Origin of the sequence: Metabacillus sp. B2-18 (assembly GCF_021117275.1) — a bacterium.
Lineage (GTDB): Bacteria > Bacillota > Bacilli > Bacillales > Bacillaceae > Metabacillus.
Genome location: NZ_CP088245.1, coordinates 557,536 through 573,994 on the forward strand (window position 1 = coordinate 557,536; position 16,459 = coordinate 573,994).

Here is a 16,459-nt window from a genome sequence, read left to right on the forward strand (position 1 = left end):
ACATGGAACCTTTAGGCAAGGCATTATTGAGATTTTAATATGTCACCTAAAGCTTTATCAAGAGAGGGGTATATGAATTCATAATGACTAATTAACGCTTTTTCAGGTAACACGCGTTGACCCTTCAATATTAAGAGACTCATTTCACCTAACACAGCTTTTAATGCAAACGAAGGAGCCGGCAACCAATGTGGACGTTGTAGTTTTTTTGCAATTGTTTTTCCGAACTGATTCATTTGAACTGGGTTCGGAGCCACTGCATTTACAGGACCTGTAATCTTAGGGGTGTGAATAATATGATGAATAAGATGAACAAGGTCATCAATATGAATCCAAGACACCCACTGTTGGCCAGAACCTAGAGGACCGCCTGCAAAAAGTTTATAAGGTAAAATCATCTTTGGTAGTGCTCCTTCTTCTCCAAGAACAATCCCAAATCTTGTTAATACTGTTCTTACACCAAGTTCATTCATTTTGTTAGCTTCCTTTTCCCAAACCTCAACTGTTTTTGCTAGAAAATCTGTTCCTTTGTGATTAGATGTTTCGGTGAAAGTTTGCTCTGCAGATGTACCGTATATTCCAATCGCACTTGCGTTTATAAAAACAGACGGCTTTTTTTTAAGGCTATTTATTATAGAATATATGGCTTTAGTAGATTCGACGCGACTGTCTACAATCTCTTTTTTTGCTTTTTCTGTCCATCTGGTATTAATGGTTTTTCCAGCTAAATTAATTACTACGTCTACATCTTCTAAGCTTGTGATTGGATTTGAGTTTTCTGATAACCACTGAACGTAATGCAGATTATTTTCTGAAGAAGTTTTTTTACTTCGTGTTAAAATATAAACAGAATAACCTTTGCTTATAAAATATCGGGTAAGATGCTTCCCGACAAAGCCGGTTCCACCTGAAATGGCAATTTTCATAAATTTAACTCCTTTTTGATGAATAGTTATGTTAAATTGGTGTATCTCTTTCATTTATACCCTTTCTTTTAAAAATAACCTCATTTGAATGTGCTATAACAAGTTATGAGTAGGTGATTAACATGGCAATTATTACAAAAATTACAACACAAAAGCAATCTGATGATCGGTATAATATTTTTCTCGATGATGGTACAGGGGAAAAGTTTGCTTTTAGCGTTGATCAAGACATTCTAATAAAACATAATCTTCAAAAAGGCAAGGAACTAGATGAATTTGATATCGTTGAGATAAAATATGGAGATGATAGAAAGAAAGCTTATAATAAAGCATTAGAGTTCCTAAGTTATCGTATGCGATCAGTTAAAGAAGTAGAGGATTATTTGGCGAAAAAAGAATATCATGAATCGGTAATAAAGGAAGTTATCCTTAAATTAAAAGAATATAACTATGTAGATGATTTGGAATTTGCACTAGCCTATGTCCGGACTCAGAAGCAAACCAATGGGAAAGGTCCTACTATACTAACCCGTGAATTGGTTATGAAAGGAATTGGACAATCTATAATTGAACAGGTCTTGGAAGAATATGATCAAGGTGAGCAGCTTGAAGAAGCCATTGCTCATGCTGAAAAGCTCTTGAAAAAAAATAATAAGCTTTCAACCATTCAGCTTAAGCAGAAAATAGAGCAGCATCTACTAAGAAAAGGATTTCCCTATAACATCATTTCGATTGCGTTAGAGGAAGTCGATTATGAGCAAGATGAATCTGAAGAGTGGTTAGCATTAGTTAAGCATGCTGAAAAAGGCAAGAAAAAATATCAAACTGAAGATCCTTATCAATACAAAATGAAAATGAAACAGTTTTTATACAGAAAAGGTTTCGCGATAGATCTAATTGAAAAGTTTTTAAATGAAGATTAATTTAAGCAAGGGGAAATGGTTGTGAATACTAAGCGTTATAGTGAAATGACTGAGTATGAATTGAAAAGTGAAATCGCAGCATTAAAGGAAAAAGCACGAAAAGCTGAGCAATTAGGAATTGTAAATGAGTTTGCTGTTTTAGAACGGAAAATGACGATGGCAAAATCGTATCTTCTTGATCCAAATGAATTTAAGTCTGAAGATGTTTATGAAATTGATGGAGCACCCGGTGAGTTCTTTAAAATAAATTATATGAATGGGATCTTTGCATGGGGATATCGATTATCTTCACCAGATCATGAAGAAGCATTGCCAATTGCGATGTTAATAAAAGGCTGACAATAATGTCAGCCCCAGGCTGTCGAGAAACCTCGGCAGCCTATTATTTTGTCTGATTACTTTTACTTTTCACCGCGTTAATTTGGTATAATATATATAACAAATTGGGGATGGTGATATTTATGTTCAATACAAGAGAAAACACACAAAATGAAGTTGAATTTATAGTAATAGATGACCTTGTTCCTGAAAATCATCTGCTTCGAAAAATAGATAAATATATAGATTTTTCATTCATTCTTGAAAAGGTAAAACCTTATTATTGTGAGGATAATGGACGCCCTTCAATTGATCCTTTAGTTCTTTTTAAAATGATGTTTGTTGGCTATTTATATGGAATTCGCTCTGAGAGACAATTAGAAGAAGAAATTAAAATGAATATTGCTTATAGATGGTTTTTAGGATTGAAATTATCTGATCGAGTTCCTCATCATTCTACAATAAGTTGGAATCGTAGAACTCGTTATAAAGAAACAAATATATTCCAAGAAATCTTTGATGAGATTGTCTTTCAGGCAATGGAACATCGTATGGTAGGAGGAAGAGTTCTCTTTACAGATTCTACTCATTTAAAAGCTAATGCGAATAAACACAAATTCACTAGAGAAACGGTTGAGGTTGAGACTAGAGATTATATTGAAGACTTAAATAAAGCTATTGAACAAGATCGTAAAGAACATGGAAAAAAGCTCTGAAAGAAAGAGAGGAGGTGAAGGAAACTAAGGAAATACGTGTAAGTTCAACAGATCCTGAAAGTGGATTTATGTCTAGAGATAACAAACAGGAAATGTTCTGTTACCTAGATCATCGAACGACAGACTTTAAATTCAATATTATAACTGATGCGTATGTTACACCAGGTAATGTCCATGATTCTGTTCCTTATTTATCAAGACTTGACCGTCAAATCGAGCGATTTGGTTTTAAAGTAGAAGCTTCAGCTTTGGATTCAGGATATCTAACTAGTGCTGTTTGTAAGGGATTATCGGATAGAAACATATTTGGAGTAATTGCTCATAGAAGATTTAAACCAACCAAAGGTTTGTTTCCTAAATGGAAATTTACATATGATAGAGAGAATGATCTATATATTTGTCCAAATAAGGATGAGTTAACTTATCGAACAACTACAAGAGAGGGATATCGAGAATATAAATCTGATCCCAAGAAATGTGCAACATGTCCTCTACTCTCACAGTGTACAAGGTCGAAAAACAACCAAAAAGTAGTAACTCGACATGTTTGGGAAGATCATAAAGATCAAGTTAGATTAAATCGCCTTTCCCCATCTGGGAAAGAACTATATAAATTTAGAAAAGAAAAGGTAGAGCGAAGCTTTGCAGATTCAAAAGAATTGCATGGGCTTCGCTACTGCCGGTTACGGGGATTAAGGAATGCAAGTGAGCAGGTGCTTCTCACCGCTGCTTGCCAGAATATGAAAAAGATTGCCACACACCTAGCTAAGTTAAGCTAGGTGTGTGAGAAGCTTTTTCTTTTGGTTGGCTTAAGAAAATTATTACTATTTATAAAAACATTTTTAGAAAATAAAAAAGCCTGTAGAGAAAAACACCCACTTTCTCTACAAGCTGAGGCTGACAATAATGTCAGCCCCATTCAAGTTATGATCTTTTTCGGGTTTGTCTTTCTAGAATGATGAGGTCTTGGGTTTGTTGTGTTTCTCCATTAACTTGAGCATGCGAATGTTTTGGGTTAGCCCATGGTTGACTAAATGCATTAGAATACAAATTATCATAGAATTTTTTCTTTCGATTTGTACCCATATTACGTAGCACCTCCGCAAGTATTGTTAATGAGTTTTTTTATGAATAAGGATTTTCGCGTTGACCAGATGCTCTCATCCGTTCTTGTGGATGAGTATTTATTGTGCCATTTGCTCGTTTAGATGCAAATTCAGCTTTTGCTCTTGGCTCGCCTTCAAACTTGTTGTTACTCATATTTGGAAATCCTTTTTCTTTGTTACGCAACACAATCCCCTCCATGTCATCATCAATAGCTTCATTAATTTAAGCGTATTTATAGTATGGACCTTGAATGTTTAATTATTAGTAGCGAATCCTACCTAGAGGTGATAATTATGGAAGAATATTTTGAACGGTTAACAAATGAGTTATTAAGTAAAAACAATAGCCTTTCTTATGCACAAGCAAGAACATGGGTGGAACTGTTGTGGGAAGATTTTGAATCCACCCAAGCAAAGGCAGGAAGAACTTACAAAGGAAAAGAGATGACGGAACAGGTTGTTAGACAGTTAATTACTCATTACGGTGACAAACTTCATGATTTTGTAGCAACTAATCCAAAATATAGTCACTTATTGAACAATGATGACTATTTAAAGCATTAATTAAATCATCATTTTCATTTTCGTAGAGTTTGTAATTATATTATTGTACAGTATGTTAAAAATGTTCGTTTTGATCTAGATGTTAAAAATTTACTCAATTAAACGTTTGTTTAAATTAGAAAGGCTGACACGAAATCAGCCTTTCAAGCATTTATTCAGGTATAAGCTCCAATTTTTTTCGTAATTTTTCTTCACTAAAAATCCAGCCTGTATAGGAGCTCACGATATTTAAGTTTGTATCAAGTTGAACGATCGCAACAAAGGGATAATATCCTTTACTTCGATAGCGTAGATCAATAAATCTTACCTCATAATGATCTGTAAATTCGTCAACCTCCCAACGATAAACAGGAGAAAAAGATAAAAAAGCTGAAATATTATCATCTTCTTCCGCAGCCTTTATCACTTCAGTTTGCGGAACAGGTACACGTTCAAATTCGTCTAAAATAATGATTTCTTCATTAACAGATCTGGCAACATGAAAGTGTTTATCTGTCATAATCGCAATATGCCACTGTCTGAACCTCATCGTGGGAGAAATAATGATTTGTTCTATATTCGGAATGAGTTTATGCAAACGATGGATAATATTTCTTTGCATGATAAAGCGGACTAAATAATAACCAATCAATATGCCATAAACAGTAAGAAAGGTGTAACCTGGATGACCACCTAACACCCAAATAATAATTCCAACTACATGTGTAAAAAAGATAAAAGGATCAAATGTATTGATAATGCCAAGCGCAATCCACTTTTTTGAAAATGGACGGAGTGCTTGTGTTCCGTACGCATTAAAAATATCCACAAAAACGTGCAGAACAATAGCAAGTAAAGTCCAAAGGTACAAATGAAGTAAATTACTTTCAGGTATAAAAATTGTTAATATTCCTGTAATTAAAAATGACCATAGAACAATAGCAGGAATAGAGTGGGTAATTCCTCTATGATTTCTTATATATTTTGCATTGTTCCTTAGCTTTAATATTGTATCAAGATCAGGAGCTTGTGATCCGATAATTGTTCCGAACATAACAGCTTGTGCAGTTGGATTATCAATGCCAACTGCGGGATCAAGAGTGGCTAAACCACCTAATGCTATTCCCATAACCACATGTGTTCCTGTATCCAAAGTCATGTACCTCCTTGTTATGGCTCAAGAGGAAAATCTCTTTTGGGAGAAGAATCCTTAAAGATTTCATTGAATTTATATGTGAAAATATTGTCCAATGTGAATAAATCTCTTGATTTTTTAAATTGTTATATAATAATAAGTCGTGTCCTACTTTTAGAGATGAGTGTCTCTAATTAAATGATATCTTAATATTATCTTTTCCCGATTAACCTGTAATTTAACATCCGGAGGAAAAATCTAATGATAAATGAACTAAATAATAAATTGATCGATTTTTCAATTCAAGATTTCCAACAAGATTTAATTGCCTGGTATTTAGCTGAAAAAAGGGATTTACCTTGGCGTAAAGACCAGGATCCATATAAAATTTGGGTGTCCGAGATTATGCTTCAGCAAACAAGAGTTGATACTGTTATTCCATATTTTAATGCATTTGTAGATAAATTTCCCACAATAGAAGCATTAGCTGCTGCAAATGAGGAAGAAGTATTAAAAGCCTGGGAAGGACTTGGATACTATTCAAGGGTTAGAAATCTTCATGCAGCTGTTAAAGAAGTGAATGAATCTTATTCGGGTATTGTCCCTAATACTCCTGAAGAAATTTCTAAGCTGAAGGGAGTAGGTCCTTATACAAAAGGAGCGATTCTTAGTATTGCTTATAATATTCCGGAACCAGCTGTCGACGGTAATGTGATGAGGGTTTTCTCGAGAATTTTATCCATTTGGGATGATATTGCAAAACCGAAAACAAGGAAGATTTTTGAAGAGACAACTTATCAGATAATATCAAAGGAAGATCCCTCATCATTCAACCAAGCAGTGATGGAGCTGGGTGCACTAATCTGCACACCTACTTCCCCTTCATGTCTTTTATGTCCTGTTAGGGAACATTGCTCTGCTTTTGAAGAAGGGGTTCAAGCTGAGCTCCCGATTAAAAGTAAGAAAAAGAAACCAAAACCGCTTCAAATGGCGGCAGCTGTTTTATATGATCAGGATAGAAGATTGTATATTCATAAAAGACCATCTACAGGCTTGTTAGCCAACCTTTGGGAATATCCTAATATGGAAGTTCAACAAGAAGCAGGTAACACTTATAGGAAGCAGCTCCAAGAGTTTTTACTTTCAACTTATGGTGCAGATGTTGAACTTTTAGAGTTATCCGGTACTGTAGAACATGTTTTTTCACATTTAATTTGGAATATATCTATTTTTATTGGTGAAGTAAACAACATTCCAAATGATCAACTTATTGCTGTAACAGAAAAAGAGCTAGAAAAGTACGCCTTTCCTGTATCACATCAAAAAATATATAAAATATACCTTGGGTCTGACAAATCTTAGTCAGACCCAAAGGTTTTAATCATATTGAACTCTAGTTCCATGAGTATAATCAGCTTCATTTCTTTTTAAGCCGCCACGAGCTTCAATTTCTTCAATAATTTCACGGTGAATGGTTTGTCCTTCAACATTAAGATAAGGAACCATTTGTTGAAGAGAGTGGTGGAAGTGGGCAAGTTCTTCTTTTTTCCACTCTTTCTTTGACATCATCGATAATTCAGTCATATCACGACCAACATACATAAAACATCCTCCTCTAAATGACGAGATGTGTTCTTTTTCATCAAGACTTCTATCTCATAGAAGTTTCATTATATTATCTGATACAATAATAACATCTATTCGATTGTTTAATTTTAAGGAGTTGACAAAATGACCCAAGAAAATAAAGTAGCACTTATTACAGGTAGTAGTAGAGGAATTGGAAAAGCAGTTGCCATTCGTTTGGCAGAAAAAGGTTATAACATTGTTGTGAACTATGCACGAAGCAAAACGGCTGCATTAGAGGTAGTTGAACAAATTGAAAAATTGGGCGTAAGAGCTATTGCGGTTAAGGCTAATGTAGGAAAGCCGGAAAAAATAAAAGAGTTATTTTCACAAATTGATGAGGAGTTTGGCAGACTTGATGTGTTTGTAAATAATGCAGCATCAGGTGTTCAAAAGCCTGCAATGGAATTAGAAGAAAGTCATTGGGATTGGACAATGAACATTAATAGTAAAGCTCTTCTTTTCTGTGCACAAGAAGCGGCAAAACTAATGGAGAGAAATGGAGGGGGCTTCATTGTTAGTACAAGCTCACTTGGCTCGATTAGATATTTAGAAAACTACACAACAGTTGGTGTTTCTAAAGCAGCATTAGAAGCTCTTACAAGATACTTAGCTGTAGAATTATCCCCGAAAAACATTATTGTAAATGCCGTTTCAGGTGGAGCTGTTGACACGGATGCTTTAAAGCATTTCCCGAACCGTAATGAGCTATTGGAGGATGCAAGGAAGAATACTCCAGCAGGAAGAATGGTTGAAATAGAAGATATGGTTAATGCTATTGAGTTTTTATTAACGGACAAAGCGTCAATGATCAGAGGTCAAACGCTTATTGTTGATGGGGGCCGTTCTTTGCTCGTTTAGGCTGAAACGTGAGCACTAAAGGCTTAGAGTCTCAATAAAAATTTAATTTAAATTTTTTTTAAAATATGTTGGATATTAAATTCACCTCTAGGACAATCTATATTTCGTGGAGGTGATATCGAATGGCACAGAACAATTTCCAAACTGGTAAAACAGCATCAGGGACTAACATCCAACATGTAAAACAACAAAACGCTCAAAGTGCTCAAGGTAGCCAAGCTGGTGCAGGTCAATTTGGTACTGAATTTGCGAGCGAAACTAACGTACAACAAGTTAAACAACAAAACCAACAAGCTGAAGCTAACAAAAACCAAAATTCTTAATTAGCTAAAGCTCTAAGACACCTTTCCCACAGCGTGGAGAGGTGTCTTTTCTTTTGTGCTTAAGCTTGGGCGGTTTCGAATCATCGGAGATATTTTTCTAAAACGACAAAAGTTTCGGTTCCTCTACATAACTAGTCAAAGGATCAAAAAAATTTATGAAGAATTTAATATACAAAAGTGATTATGAATCTCTATTGAAAGGAGAATAAACATGAATTTTGATCAACTAGTAGGTGAGCAATTAAAAACCATGGATAAATTATTATACCTACAGTCAGAAATTGAAAGATGTCAGGATATAAAAACTCAACTGGCTGCCCTACAAGACGAAGCTAAACTCCAATCCATTCATGATGAAATCGCACAAATGAAAGAAGAATTAAATAAAATTCAACAAGTCTTTGAAAGACAAACAGAAGAGGTTATTCAGTCTTACGAAGATCAGAAGTTTGAGACTGTTTCATGAAACATTTTCAATAAAATAATTAACTCCGATTCCGGCATTTATTTATGCTGGATTTTTTATTGCTTCTGGAGAAAAGTAAGTTCAATAGCAGGAGTGGAGCGGAGTGTTTAGATGTTAGGGTGAATGAGTGACAATATGAAGACAAAAAGAAAGTGGAATGTCGTTCATCGGTGTATGAACGACAAAACGAAGGAGGAAAAGAAAGAGGAATGTCGTTCATTGGGTGTATGAACGACAAAACGAAGGAGGAAAAGAAGTGGAATGTCGTTCATCAAGTATATGAACAACAAAACCCTCGAATATGAACTAGCCTTATTATAAAAAATAGCTTCCCAATCGCCCTTATCATATAATTCTAACCTGCAAAACAGTATATAACCTTACAGTTATAACACTTTTATTTTCTTTTTTCCCTGACAAACGTTATAATGAAAGGAACTATATAAGGTGAAGACGTTGTGAAATAGATTTCACGAAGCAACCAATCGAAAGAAGGGGAGAAAAGTGGGCTTTCCCAGGGAAGGAGACAAAATTCAAATTCATAGTTATAAACATAATGGCTACATTCATAGAGTCTGGGAAGAATCAACTGTATTGAAGGGTTCTCAGCACTGTATTATTGGTGGGAACGACAGAACTATTGTTACGGAATCAGACGGTAGAACATGGGTGACAAGAGAGCCGGCGATCTGCTATTTTCATGCCAGACATTGGTTTAATATTATAGGTATGCTTAGAGAAGATGGAGTATATTATTACTGTAATATTAGTTCGCCTTTTGTATGGGATGATGAAGCATTAAAGTATATTGACTATGATCTTGATGTGAAGGTTTATCCAGATATGACATATACAATTTTGGATGAAGATGAATATGAGCTGCATAGTAAGCTAATGAATTATCCAGAAGTTATTGATCTCATCTTAAGAAAAAACCTCGAAACATTACTTCGTTGGATTCGACAGAAAAAAGGTCCATTTGCACCTGAATTTATTGACGAGTGGTATGAACGATATTTAACATACGTAAAATAGTAAATGTAATAAGGGTGACTCATGGGGTCAGCCTTTTTAATTATTGTAAAACGATTCATATTGAGCTGGACGAAAGAGTATCAATGCAAGTAAGACTTACTATGACCAGCTTTAGTTCGTGAACCGAATGTTTGGCGTTAGATTAGAAACGGGGGATTTTTTTGGGGGTAGTTAAACGATACTTGGCTTTTGTAAAGCCTTATCGTCTACAAATTATAGGGACGATTATTATTGGAGTTATTAAGTTTTCTATTCCGTTATTATTGCCGCTGTTAATTAGGCATGTTGTGGATAATATCATTGGCGGAAACGGCACAGAAGCAGAAAAAACAAAAGAATTATTAACCATTATGGGCTTTATGTTTGTTTTATTTGTTGTCATTCGTCCACCTGTCGAGTACTATCGGCAATACTTTGCACAATGGACAGCAAGTAAAATTTTGTATGATATAAGAGATCAACTTTTCACTCATCTACAAAAATTAAGCTTGCGATATTATGCCAATACAAGAGCTGGAGAAATTATCTCACGTGTTATAAATGATGTAGAACAAACAAAGAATTTCGTCATAACAGGTCTGATGAATGTTTGGCTTGATGTTGTGACGATCATTATTGCCGTTGGGATTATGTTTTCAATGAATGTAAAACTTACATTAGTTTCAATTGTTCTTTTTCCACTTTATGGTTTGTCTGTTAAATACTTTTACGGAAGATTACGACACTTAACAAGAGTTCGCTCACAGGCTCTTGCAGAAGTTCAGGGTATGCCTGTTATTCGCAGCTTTGCTACGGAGGAATTTGAGCAGAAGCAGTTCGCGAAGGAAAATGCAAATTTTCTAGAAAAAGCTCTTACCCATACTAGCTGGAATGCCAAAACCTTTTCCGTAGTTAACACGTTAACTGATATTGCACCGTTAATTGTTATCACTTTTGCCGGGTATCAAGTTATTCAAGGGCAATTAACAATAGGTACAATGGTTGCGTTTATCGCTTATATTGAACAACTATATAATCCGTTGCGTAGACTAATTAATTCTTCAACCACTTTAACACAGGCCTTTGCCTCTATGGATCGCGTGTTTGAATTTATTGATGTTCCATATGAAGTGGTAGATAAACCAGATGCTAAAAAGGCTGATGGAGTTAAAGGAGAAATTGAGTTTCAGGACATATCCTTCCGCTATCAGGAGGATGAAGCGCTTATTATCGAAGGGTTATCTTTGAAGGTGAAAAAAGGTGAAACTCTTGCACTAGTTGGGATGAGTGGAGGAGGTAAATCAACTCTTGTTAGCTTACTTCCACGTTTTTATGATGTTACAGGTGGAAGAATTTTACTTGATGGAATTGATATTAGAGATTATGAAGCGCAAAGTCTCAGAGAACAAATTGGGATGGTGCTTCAAGATACATTCTTGTTTAGTAATACTGTGAGAGAGAATATTCTTATCGGTAAGCCTGGGGCATCTGAAGAGGAGATCGTTGCAGCAGCGAAAGCAGCCAATGCACATGACTTTATTACAAAGTTACCAAAAGGATATGATACTAAAGTTGGTGAAAGAGGAGTTAAATTATCAGGTGGACAAAAACAGAGGGTATCCATTGCGAGGGTGTTTTTGAAAAATCCACCAATACTTATTTTAGATGAAGCTACCTCAGCGCTTGATTTAGAAAGTGAGCATCTTATTCAAGAAGCACTTGAGAACCTTGCAAAAGAACGCACAACCTTTATTGTCGCTCATCGCCTGTCAACAATCACTCATTCTGACAAAATTGTCGTGATTGAGGATGGTAACGTGTTAGAAGAAGGAACACATCAAGAGTTGATGGATAAGCAAAGTCATTACTATAAATTATTTCAAATACAGCAATTAGATTAGTGAAAGCACAATCTTCTTATGGAGATTGTGCTTTTATATTTTCATAACAAAAAATAGGGTCAGCATCTGCTAAACCCTACTCTTCTGATAATTTAATTTCATTGTCTTGCTTATGATAGCTGTGGAAGCTGTAGATGAGCGTATCTAAGTGTTCAAGCTGTTCGCTATAATCAATGATCGTCGAAACGAGTGGTAATAGATGAAAAAAGTAAGTAGAATTTTGATCTTGTTGAAGTTCCATATAAGCATCCATTAAATGTTGTTTATTAAATTTATCTTCTTCTAACAACTCAGTTGATTGAATTGTTTTTGTTTTTCCGATAAAACGAAGTAATGCTTCTTCGTGAACATACAACAAATGATCCAATTCTTTAACAAGGACCTTTTGAAAGTGCTCGGGCATATGATGGAGATCATTTTCAAAACGGTGTAGTTTCTTCAAGGTATCTAAAGCTCTATTTGTTGTGACAATCATCTGGCGGAATAGCACAAGCTTTCTTGATTTAGAGTAGGTTTCTCTTTTAAAATAGTTTCGCTCTTCTTTATAATTTAAATAAAGCTGATCAAGCTTTATCATTTGCTCTTTAAATTTTTCGATATCGTCTTTTAGTACATTATGTTCTGAAGCATGACGTAAATTCACTCTAATCCATTTAATGATGTCCTCTGTATTAGATGTGACAAGGTTGTAAAGCTTTGTTTCATATTTAGGCGGAATAAATACTAGATTCACAATAAAAGCAGCCAATACTCCGAGCATTACAGTAAAAAAGCGAATGGATGCTATTTCAATGAAATCTTCACCAGGGCTTTCTAAAATCGCGATAACAGTAACAAGAGAAACAGGTATTGTGCTTTCAATCTTTAGTTTTAAATTTATTGCGATAACAATGATTGCTGTTAGTCCGATAACAAATGGATGGGAACCAAAAATTAAACCGAATCCAATTGCTAACGCTGCGCCGATAACATTTGCTTGAACTTGCTCAATAATAGATAAATAAGAACGATAAATTGTCGGCTGTATCGCGAATATAGCGGAAATACCGGCAAAGGCCGGAGATGGCAACTGTAGGACAGTTGCTAAAAATAATGCAAGTGTAATAGCGATCCCTGTTTTTAGGATACGGGCACCTAGTTTCATGTATGTTTAGTGACATTCCTTTCTTGAACTTAATCAATATCGTACTATACAGCGATTTAGTGCTATTTACAAGATGCACTTTCCCTTTTTTACATAAATTTAAAACGTTCATCTATTCTGAAAAATGGTAAAAAGAAAAGTGAAGACAGGGTACTCATGTACTCTGTCTTTCACGTTTATTTTATGATAGCTTGCTGAACGCAACCTCTACCGCTTTTAAAGTTTCTTCTATATCTTCTTTTGTATGTGCAGTTGTTAAGAACCATGCTTCATATTTAGAAGGTGCAAGGTTAATTCCCTGCTGAAGCATAAGTTTGAAGAACTTGGCAAACATTTCACCATCTGTGTTTTCTGCCTGCTCATAATTCGTTACCTTTTCCTCTGTGAAATAAATCGTTAATGCACCCTTTAAACGATTTATTGTTATCGGGATATTATATGTACGAGCATGAGCTAATATACCTTTTTCAAGAATGGCACCTAATTCATCAAGGTTTTCATAAACATTTTGTTGCTTAAGTACTTCTAAACAAGCAATACCAGATAGAATTGATGCTGGGTTACCAGCCATTGTGCCGGCTTGATAGGCTGGCCCTAACGGAGCGACTTGTTCCATAATTTCTTTCTTCCCACCATAAGCTCCGATTGGAAGCCCACCACCGATGATTTTACCTAGAGCGGTTAAGTCAGGATATACACCTAAAAAGTCTTGTGCTCCACCATACATAAAACGAAAAGCGGTGATCACTTCATCATATATAACAAGCGCACCTGCGTTGTGAACTAGCTCATTCACTTCTTTTAAGAACCCAGGTTTAGGCTCAACAATTCCGAAGTTACCTACAATTGGCTCAACTAAAATTGCAGCAACTTGATCTCCCCATTTGTTCAATGCTTCTTTTAAAGGTTCGATTTCATTAAATGGAACCGTAATAACCTCTGAAGCGATACTTTTTGGTACACCAGCAGAGTCGGGAGTTCCTAATGTCGAAGGACCTGAGCCAGCGGCAACAAGTACAAGATCAGAATGTCCGTGGTAACAGCCTGCGAATTTGATAATTTTATCTCGACCAGTATAAGCACGTGCAACTCGAATTGTCGTCATAACAGCCTCAGTACCTGAGTTTACAAACCGCACTTTATCCATAGCAGGCATAGCTTCCTTAAGCATTTTGGCAAATGTAATCTCATGAGGAGTTGGTGTTCCGTATAAAACCCCATTTTCTGCCGCTTTTTGAATGGCTTTTGTAATATGTGGATGAGCGTGTCCTGTAATAATTGGCCCGTATGCAGCTAAATAATCAATATACTTGTTGCCGTCAACATCCCAAAAGTAGGCTCCGTTTGCTTTTTCCATGACAACTGGAGAGCCGCCACCAACTGCTTTATAAGAACGTGAAGGAGAGTTAACTCCTCCAACAATATGTTTTAGTGCTTCTTCATGTAATTTATGTGACTTAGTAAATTCCATTTTATCCTCCTATGATGTATCAAACTTGGAACAATGTTTATTCTATCATGAATACAGTCTACATTGAAAAATGTCAGATTATAATAGATTCCAATGCATACCATTTGTTGAAATGGCTGTTTTTAGATAGACTAATAAGTTGTGGTCAAATTTGGAGGGACGTAAAATGACAAATATTATTGAGGTAAACCAATTACGTAAAGAATTTAAATCGTACTCTAGCCGTCAAGGTTTAAAGGGTGCGTTTCGTGATTTATTAAATAGACAATATAAAACAATTCCAGCTGTTAATGATGTTACGTTTACTGTTGGTCAGGGTGAGATGGTTGGTTATATCGGTGAAAACGGTGCAGGTAAATCAACATCTATTAAAATGTTAACGGGCATTTTAACACCAACTTCTGGTCAGGTTCTTGTGAATGGGATGAATCCGCATAAAGAACGCGAACAGTTTGTACAGTCAATTGGGGTTGTTTTTGGGCAACGATCACAGCTTTGGTGGGATATTGCGGTTCAAGAATCGTTTCGCCTGCTAAAGAAAGTGTACAAGGTATCAGATAAAGATTATAACGAGCATATGGAGCATGTTATTGAAACATTAGATATAGGGCCATTACTAGATAAACCTGTACGTAAGCTATCGCTAGGGCAGAGAATGCGATGTGAATTAGCAGCTGCACTTATCCATAATCCACCACTTTTGTTTTTAGATGAACCAACAATCGGTCTTGATGTTCTTGTTAAATTGAAAATCCGTCAGTTTTTAAAAGAAATGAATGAAAAATATAAAACAACAATTCTTCTTACTACACATGATTTATCCGATATTGAAGCGTTATGTGAACGAGTCATTATGCTTGATGAAGGTAGTGTTATTTATGACGGAGCTTTAGCTAAGTTAAGGTCTCACTGGGGAGAAGGAAAACAAATAGAATTTCAGTTTGCGGAAGAAATTGTACAGGAACAATTAACTTTTATCACTCAGGACCTTGATGTTCAATGGCAAAAAGGAGATAAACTAAATGTTTGGACTGCGTTTGTAAGCGATAAGGAAGCACAAATGTCAGAACTTATCGGTCGGGTTGTTGGTACACATCAGATTAAAGATCTAAGTGTAAAAGAAATCTCAACAGAAGAAGTCATTCGAAACATTTATGAAAAGGGAGAGGCTCTTTCAAGCTGAGGTGACATAATGGATAAATATATTGAAATGATAAGAATTCGGTTTTTAATGATGCTTGCTTATCGCACAAATTATTACAGTGGGATTTTAATTTATAGTATTAATATAGGTGCTTATTATTTTTTATGGACTGCGATTTACGGTGGTAAAGAGTCAATTGAGGGATTATCTGCGGTTCAAATGACTACTTATGTTGCAGTTTCTTGGATGGCAAGAGCTTTTTATTTTAATAATATTGATCGTGAGATTGCGCTTGAAATAAAGGAAGGTAAGGTGGCTGTGGAGCTTATCAGGCCGTATAATTATCTTGGCATGAAAACAATGCAGGCATTTGGTGAGGGTGTCTTTCGGTTATTTTTCTTTTCTGTACCAGGAATGGTCATTGTTGCACTTGTTTTCCCATTGGAGCTTTCATCAAATGGAACAACATGGCTTTTATTTGCGAGCTCACTAATCTTTAGTTTTATTGTGAATACCCAAATTAGCTTAATAACAGGTATGCTAACCTTTTTCCTTTTTAATAATGATGGATTAATGAGAGCGAAGCGGGTTATTATTGATCTGTTTTCGGGACTTTTACTACCTATAAGCTTTTATCCGATGTGGGCTCAAGACATTATGGTGTATTTTCCGTTTCAAGCAATAAGTTATATTCCGAGTATGATCTTTACGGAAGGTATTACAGGAAATGAAGTATGGCAGTCAATATTGTTACAAGGGTTTTGGGCACTTGTGTTACTTCTTCCAATTCAAATTCTCTGGATATTAGCAAAAAAACGAATGATCATACAGGGAGGTTGAGG

19 protein-coding genes are annotated in these 16,459 nt (G+C 35.5%); 12 read left to right on the plus strand and 7 right to left on the minus strand.

Going from position 1 to position 16,459, the window contains the following annotated elements:
- Positions 1-23 precede the first annotated feature (23 nt).
- On the minus strand, positions 24-926 hold the full coding sequence (locus tag LPC09_RS02880; RefSeq protein WP_231308939.1) for a TIGR01777 family oxidoreductase: 903 nt from the start codon (positions 924-926) through the stop codon (positions 24-26).
- 122 nt (positions 927-1,048) lie between these two features.
- Between LPC09_RS02880 and recX the strand changes: the two genes are divergently transcribed.
- The 3 genes from recX (at position 1,049) to LPC09_RS02895 (ending at position 3,662) form a co-directional block, all read left to right on the plus strand.
- Positions 1,049-1,849: a recombination regulator RecX gene (recX, locus tag LPC09_RS02885; protein WP_231308940.1), complete on the plus strand. Its 801-nt coding sequence runs from the start codon at positions 1,049-1,051 to the stop codon at positions 1,847-1,849.
- 21 nt (positions 1,850-1,870) lie between these two features.
- Positions 1,871-2,188, plus strand: a complete 318-nt coding sequence (locus tag LPC09_RS02890; RefSeq protein WP_231308941.1) for a YfhH family protein — start codon at positions 1,871-1,873, stop codon at positions 2,186-2,188.
- 122 nt (positions 2,189-2,310) lie between these two features.
- Positions 2,311-3,662, plus strand: a protein-coding gene (locus tag LPC09_RS02895; RefSeq protein WP_176551265.1) for an IS1182 family transposase whose coding sequence is annotated in 2 segments (ribosomal slippage) — positions 2,311-2,878 and positions 2,878-3,662 — 1,353 coding nt in all. Because the reading frame shifts where the segments join, the coding sequence is not laid out codon by codon here.
- 145 nt (positions 3,663-3,807) lie between these two features.
- Here LPC09_RS02895 and LPC09_RS02900 read toward each other — a convergent pair.
- On the minus strand, positions 3,808-3,969 hold the full coding sequence (locus LPC09_RS02900) for a YpzG family protein (RefSeq protein WP_231308942.1): 162 nt from the start codon (positions 3,967-3,969) through the stop codon (positions 3,808-3,810).
- Positions 3,970-4,008: 39 nt separating this feature from the next.
- A complete protein-coding gene (locus tag LPC09_RS02905) occupies positions 4,009-4,173 on the minus strand; it encodes a small, acid-soluble spore protein K (protein WP_231308943.1) in 165 nt (54 codons plus the stop codon).
- 110 nt (positions 4,174-4,283) lie between these two features.
- Here LPC09_RS02905 and LPC09_RS02910 point away from each other — a divergent pair, with 110 nt between their 5' ends.
- Entirely contained in the window at positions 4,284-4,553 is a 270-nt protein-coding gene (locus LPC09_RS02910) for a YfhJ family protein (RefSeq protein ID WP_231308944.1), read from the plus strand.
- Between the two features lie 151 nt (positions 4,554-4,704).
- On the opposite strand, the gene LPC09_RS02915 is transcribed toward LPC09_RS02910, so the two are convergent.
- Complete coding sequence (locus LPC09_RS02915; RefSeq protein ID WP_231308945.1) at positions 4,705-5,685, minus strand: metal-dependent hydrolase; 981 nt, start codon at positions 5,683-5,685, stop codon at positions 4,705-4,707.
- A 246-nt stretch (positions 5,686-5,931) separates the two neighbouring features.
- Between LPC09_RS02915 and mutY the strand changes: the two genes are divergently transcribed.
- Positions 5,932-7,029, plus strand: a complete 1,098-nt coding sequence (gene mutY, locus LPC09_RS02920; RefSeq protein ID WP_231309720.1) for an A/G-specific adenine glycosylase — start codon at positions 5,932-5,934, stop codon at positions 7,027-7,029.
- A gap of 15 nt (positions 7,030-7,044) precedes the next feature.
- On the opposite strand, the gene LPC09_RS02925 is transcribed toward mutY, so the two are convergent.
- Entirely contained in the window at positions 7,045-7,269 is a 225-nt protein-coding gene (locus LPC09_RS02925) for a hypothetical protein (RefSeq protein ID WP_098798584.1), read from the minus strand.
- Positions 7,270-7,398: 129 nt separating this feature from the next.
- Here LPC09_RS02925 and fabL point away from each other — a divergent pair, with 129 nt between their 5' ends.
- The 5 genes from fabL (at position 7,399) to LPC09_RS02950 (ending at position 11,858) form a co-directional block, all read left to right on the plus strand.
- A complete protein-coding gene (gene fabL / locus LPC09_RS02930; RefSeq protein WP_098798585.1) occupies positions 7,399-8,154 on the plus strand; it encodes an enoyl-[acyl-carrier-protein] reductase FabL in 756 nt (251 codons plus the stop codon).
- Between the two features lie 122 nt (positions 8,155-8,276).
- Complete coding sequence (locus LPC09_RS02935) at positions 8,277-8,477, plus strand: gamma-type small acid-soluble spore protein (RefSeq protein ID WP_098798586.1); 201 nt, start codon at positions 8,277-8,279, stop codon at positions 8,475-8,477.
- Between the two features lie 211 nt (positions 8,478-8,688).
- Positions 8,689-8,943 (plus strand): YgaB family protein, encoded by a 255-nt coding sequence (locus LPC09_RS02940; protein WP_098798587.1) that lies wholly within the window; start codon positions 8,689-8,691, stop codon positions 8,941-8,943.
- 504 nt (positions 8,944-9,447) lie between these two features.
- Positions 9,448-9,978 (plus strand): nucleoside tri-diphosphate phosphatase, encoded by a 531-nt coding sequence (ntdP, locus tag LPC09_RS02945; protein ID WP_098798588.1) that lies wholly within the window; start codon positions 9,448-9,450, stop codon positions 9,976-9,978.
- A gap of 161 nt (positions 9,979-10,139) precedes the next feature.
- Complete coding sequence (locus LPC09_RS02950) at positions 10,140-11,858, plus strand: ABC transporter ATP-binding protein (protein WP_231308946.1); 1,719 nt, start codon at positions 10,140-10,142, stop codon at positions 11,856-11,858.
- A gap of 76 nt (positions 11,859-11,934) precedes the next feature.
- On the opposite strand, the gene LPC09_RS02955 is transcribed toward LPC09_RS02950, so the two are convergent.
- Both LPC09_RS02955 and LPC09_RS02960 read right to left on the minus strand, forming a co-directional pair.
- The gene (locus LPC09_RS02955) at positions 11,935-13,002 is read right to left on the minus strand and encodes an aromatic acid exporter family protein (protein WP_098798590.1); all 1,068 of its coding nucleotides are present in this window, start codon (positions 13,000-13,002) and stop codon (positions 11,935-11,937) included.
- 181 nt (positions 13,003-13,183) lie between these two features.
- A complete protein-coding gene (locus LPC09_RS02960) occupies positions 13,184-14,473 on the minus strand; it encodes a glutamate-1-semialdehyde 2,1-aminomutase (protein WP_231308947.1) in 1,290 nt (429 codons plus the stop codon).
- A 166-nt stretch (positions 14,474-14,639) separates the two neighbouring features.
- On the opposite strand from LPC09_RS02960, the gene LPC09_RS02965 reads away from it, so the two are divergent.
- Together LPC09_RS02965 and LPC09_RS02970 are read left to right on the plus strand one after the other, a co-directional pair.
- The gene (locus tag LPC09_RS02965; protein WP_231308948.1) at positions 14,640-15,656 is read left to right on the plus strand and encodes an ABC transporter ATP-binding protein; all 1,017 of its coding nucleotides are present in this window, start codon (positions 14,640-14,642) and stop codon (positions 15,654-15,656) included.
- 9 nt (positions 15,657-15,665) lie between these two features.
- Positions 15,666-16,457 carry an ABC transporter permease gene (locus LPC09_RS02970; protein ID WP_231308949.1) on the plus strand — a complete coding sequence of 264 codons (792 nt, stop codon included), beginning with the start codon at positions 15,666-15,668 and terminating at the stop codon, positions 16,455-16,457.
- Positions 16,458-16,459: the final 2 nt, after the last annotated feature.

Excerpts from the sequence above, each read along its gene's own strand:
- LPC09_RS02880 (WP_231308939.1), bottom strand. The coding sequence starts at position 926 with ATGAAAATTGCCATTTCAGGTGGAACCGGCTTTGTCGGGAAGCATCTT.
- recX (WP_231308940.1), top strand. The coding sequence starts at position 1,049 with ATGGCAATTATTACAAAAATTACAACACAAAAGCAATCTGATGATCGG.
- LPC09_RS02900 (WP_231308942.1), bottom strand. The coding sequence starts at position 3,969 with ATGGGTACAAATCGAAAGAAAAAATTCTATGATAATTTGTATTCTAAT.
- LPC09_RS02910 (WP_231308944.1), top strand. The coding sequence starts at position 4,284 with ATGGAAGAATATTTTGAACGGTTAACAAATGAGTTATTAAGTAAAAAC.
- LPC09_RS02925 (WP_098798584.1), bottom strand. The coding sequence starts at position 7,269 with ATGTATGTTGGTCGTGATATGACTGAATTATCGATGATGTCAAAGAAA.
- fabL (WP_098798585.1), top strand. The coding sequence starts at position 7,399 with ATGACCCAAGAAAATAAAGTAGCACTTATTACAGGTAGTAGTAGAGGA.
- LPC09_RS02935 (WP_098798586.1), top strand. The coding sequence starts at position 8,277 with ATGGCACAGAACAATTTCCAAACTGGTAAAACAGCATCAGGGACTAAC.
- LPC09_RS02940 (WP_098798587.1), top strand. The coding sequence starts at position 8,689 with ATGAATTTTGATCAACTAGTAGGTGAGCAATTAAAAACCATGGATAAA.
- LPC09_RS02955 (WP_098798590.1), bottom strand. The coding sequence starts at position 13,002 with ATGAAACTAGGTGCCCGTATCCTAAAAACAGGGATCGCTATTACACTT.
- LPC09_RS02960 (WP_231308947.1), bottom strand. The coding sequence starts at position 14,473 with ATGGAATTTACTAAGTCACATAAATTACATGAAGAAGCACTAAAACAT.
- LPC09_RS02965 (WP_231308948.1), top strand. The coding sequence starts at position 14,640 with ATGACAAATATTATTGAGGTAAACCAATTACGTAAAGAATTTAAATCG.
- LPC09_RS02970 (WP_231308949.1), top strand. The coding sequence starts at position 15,666 with ATGGATAAATATATTGAAATGATAAGAATTCGGTTTTTAATGATGCTT.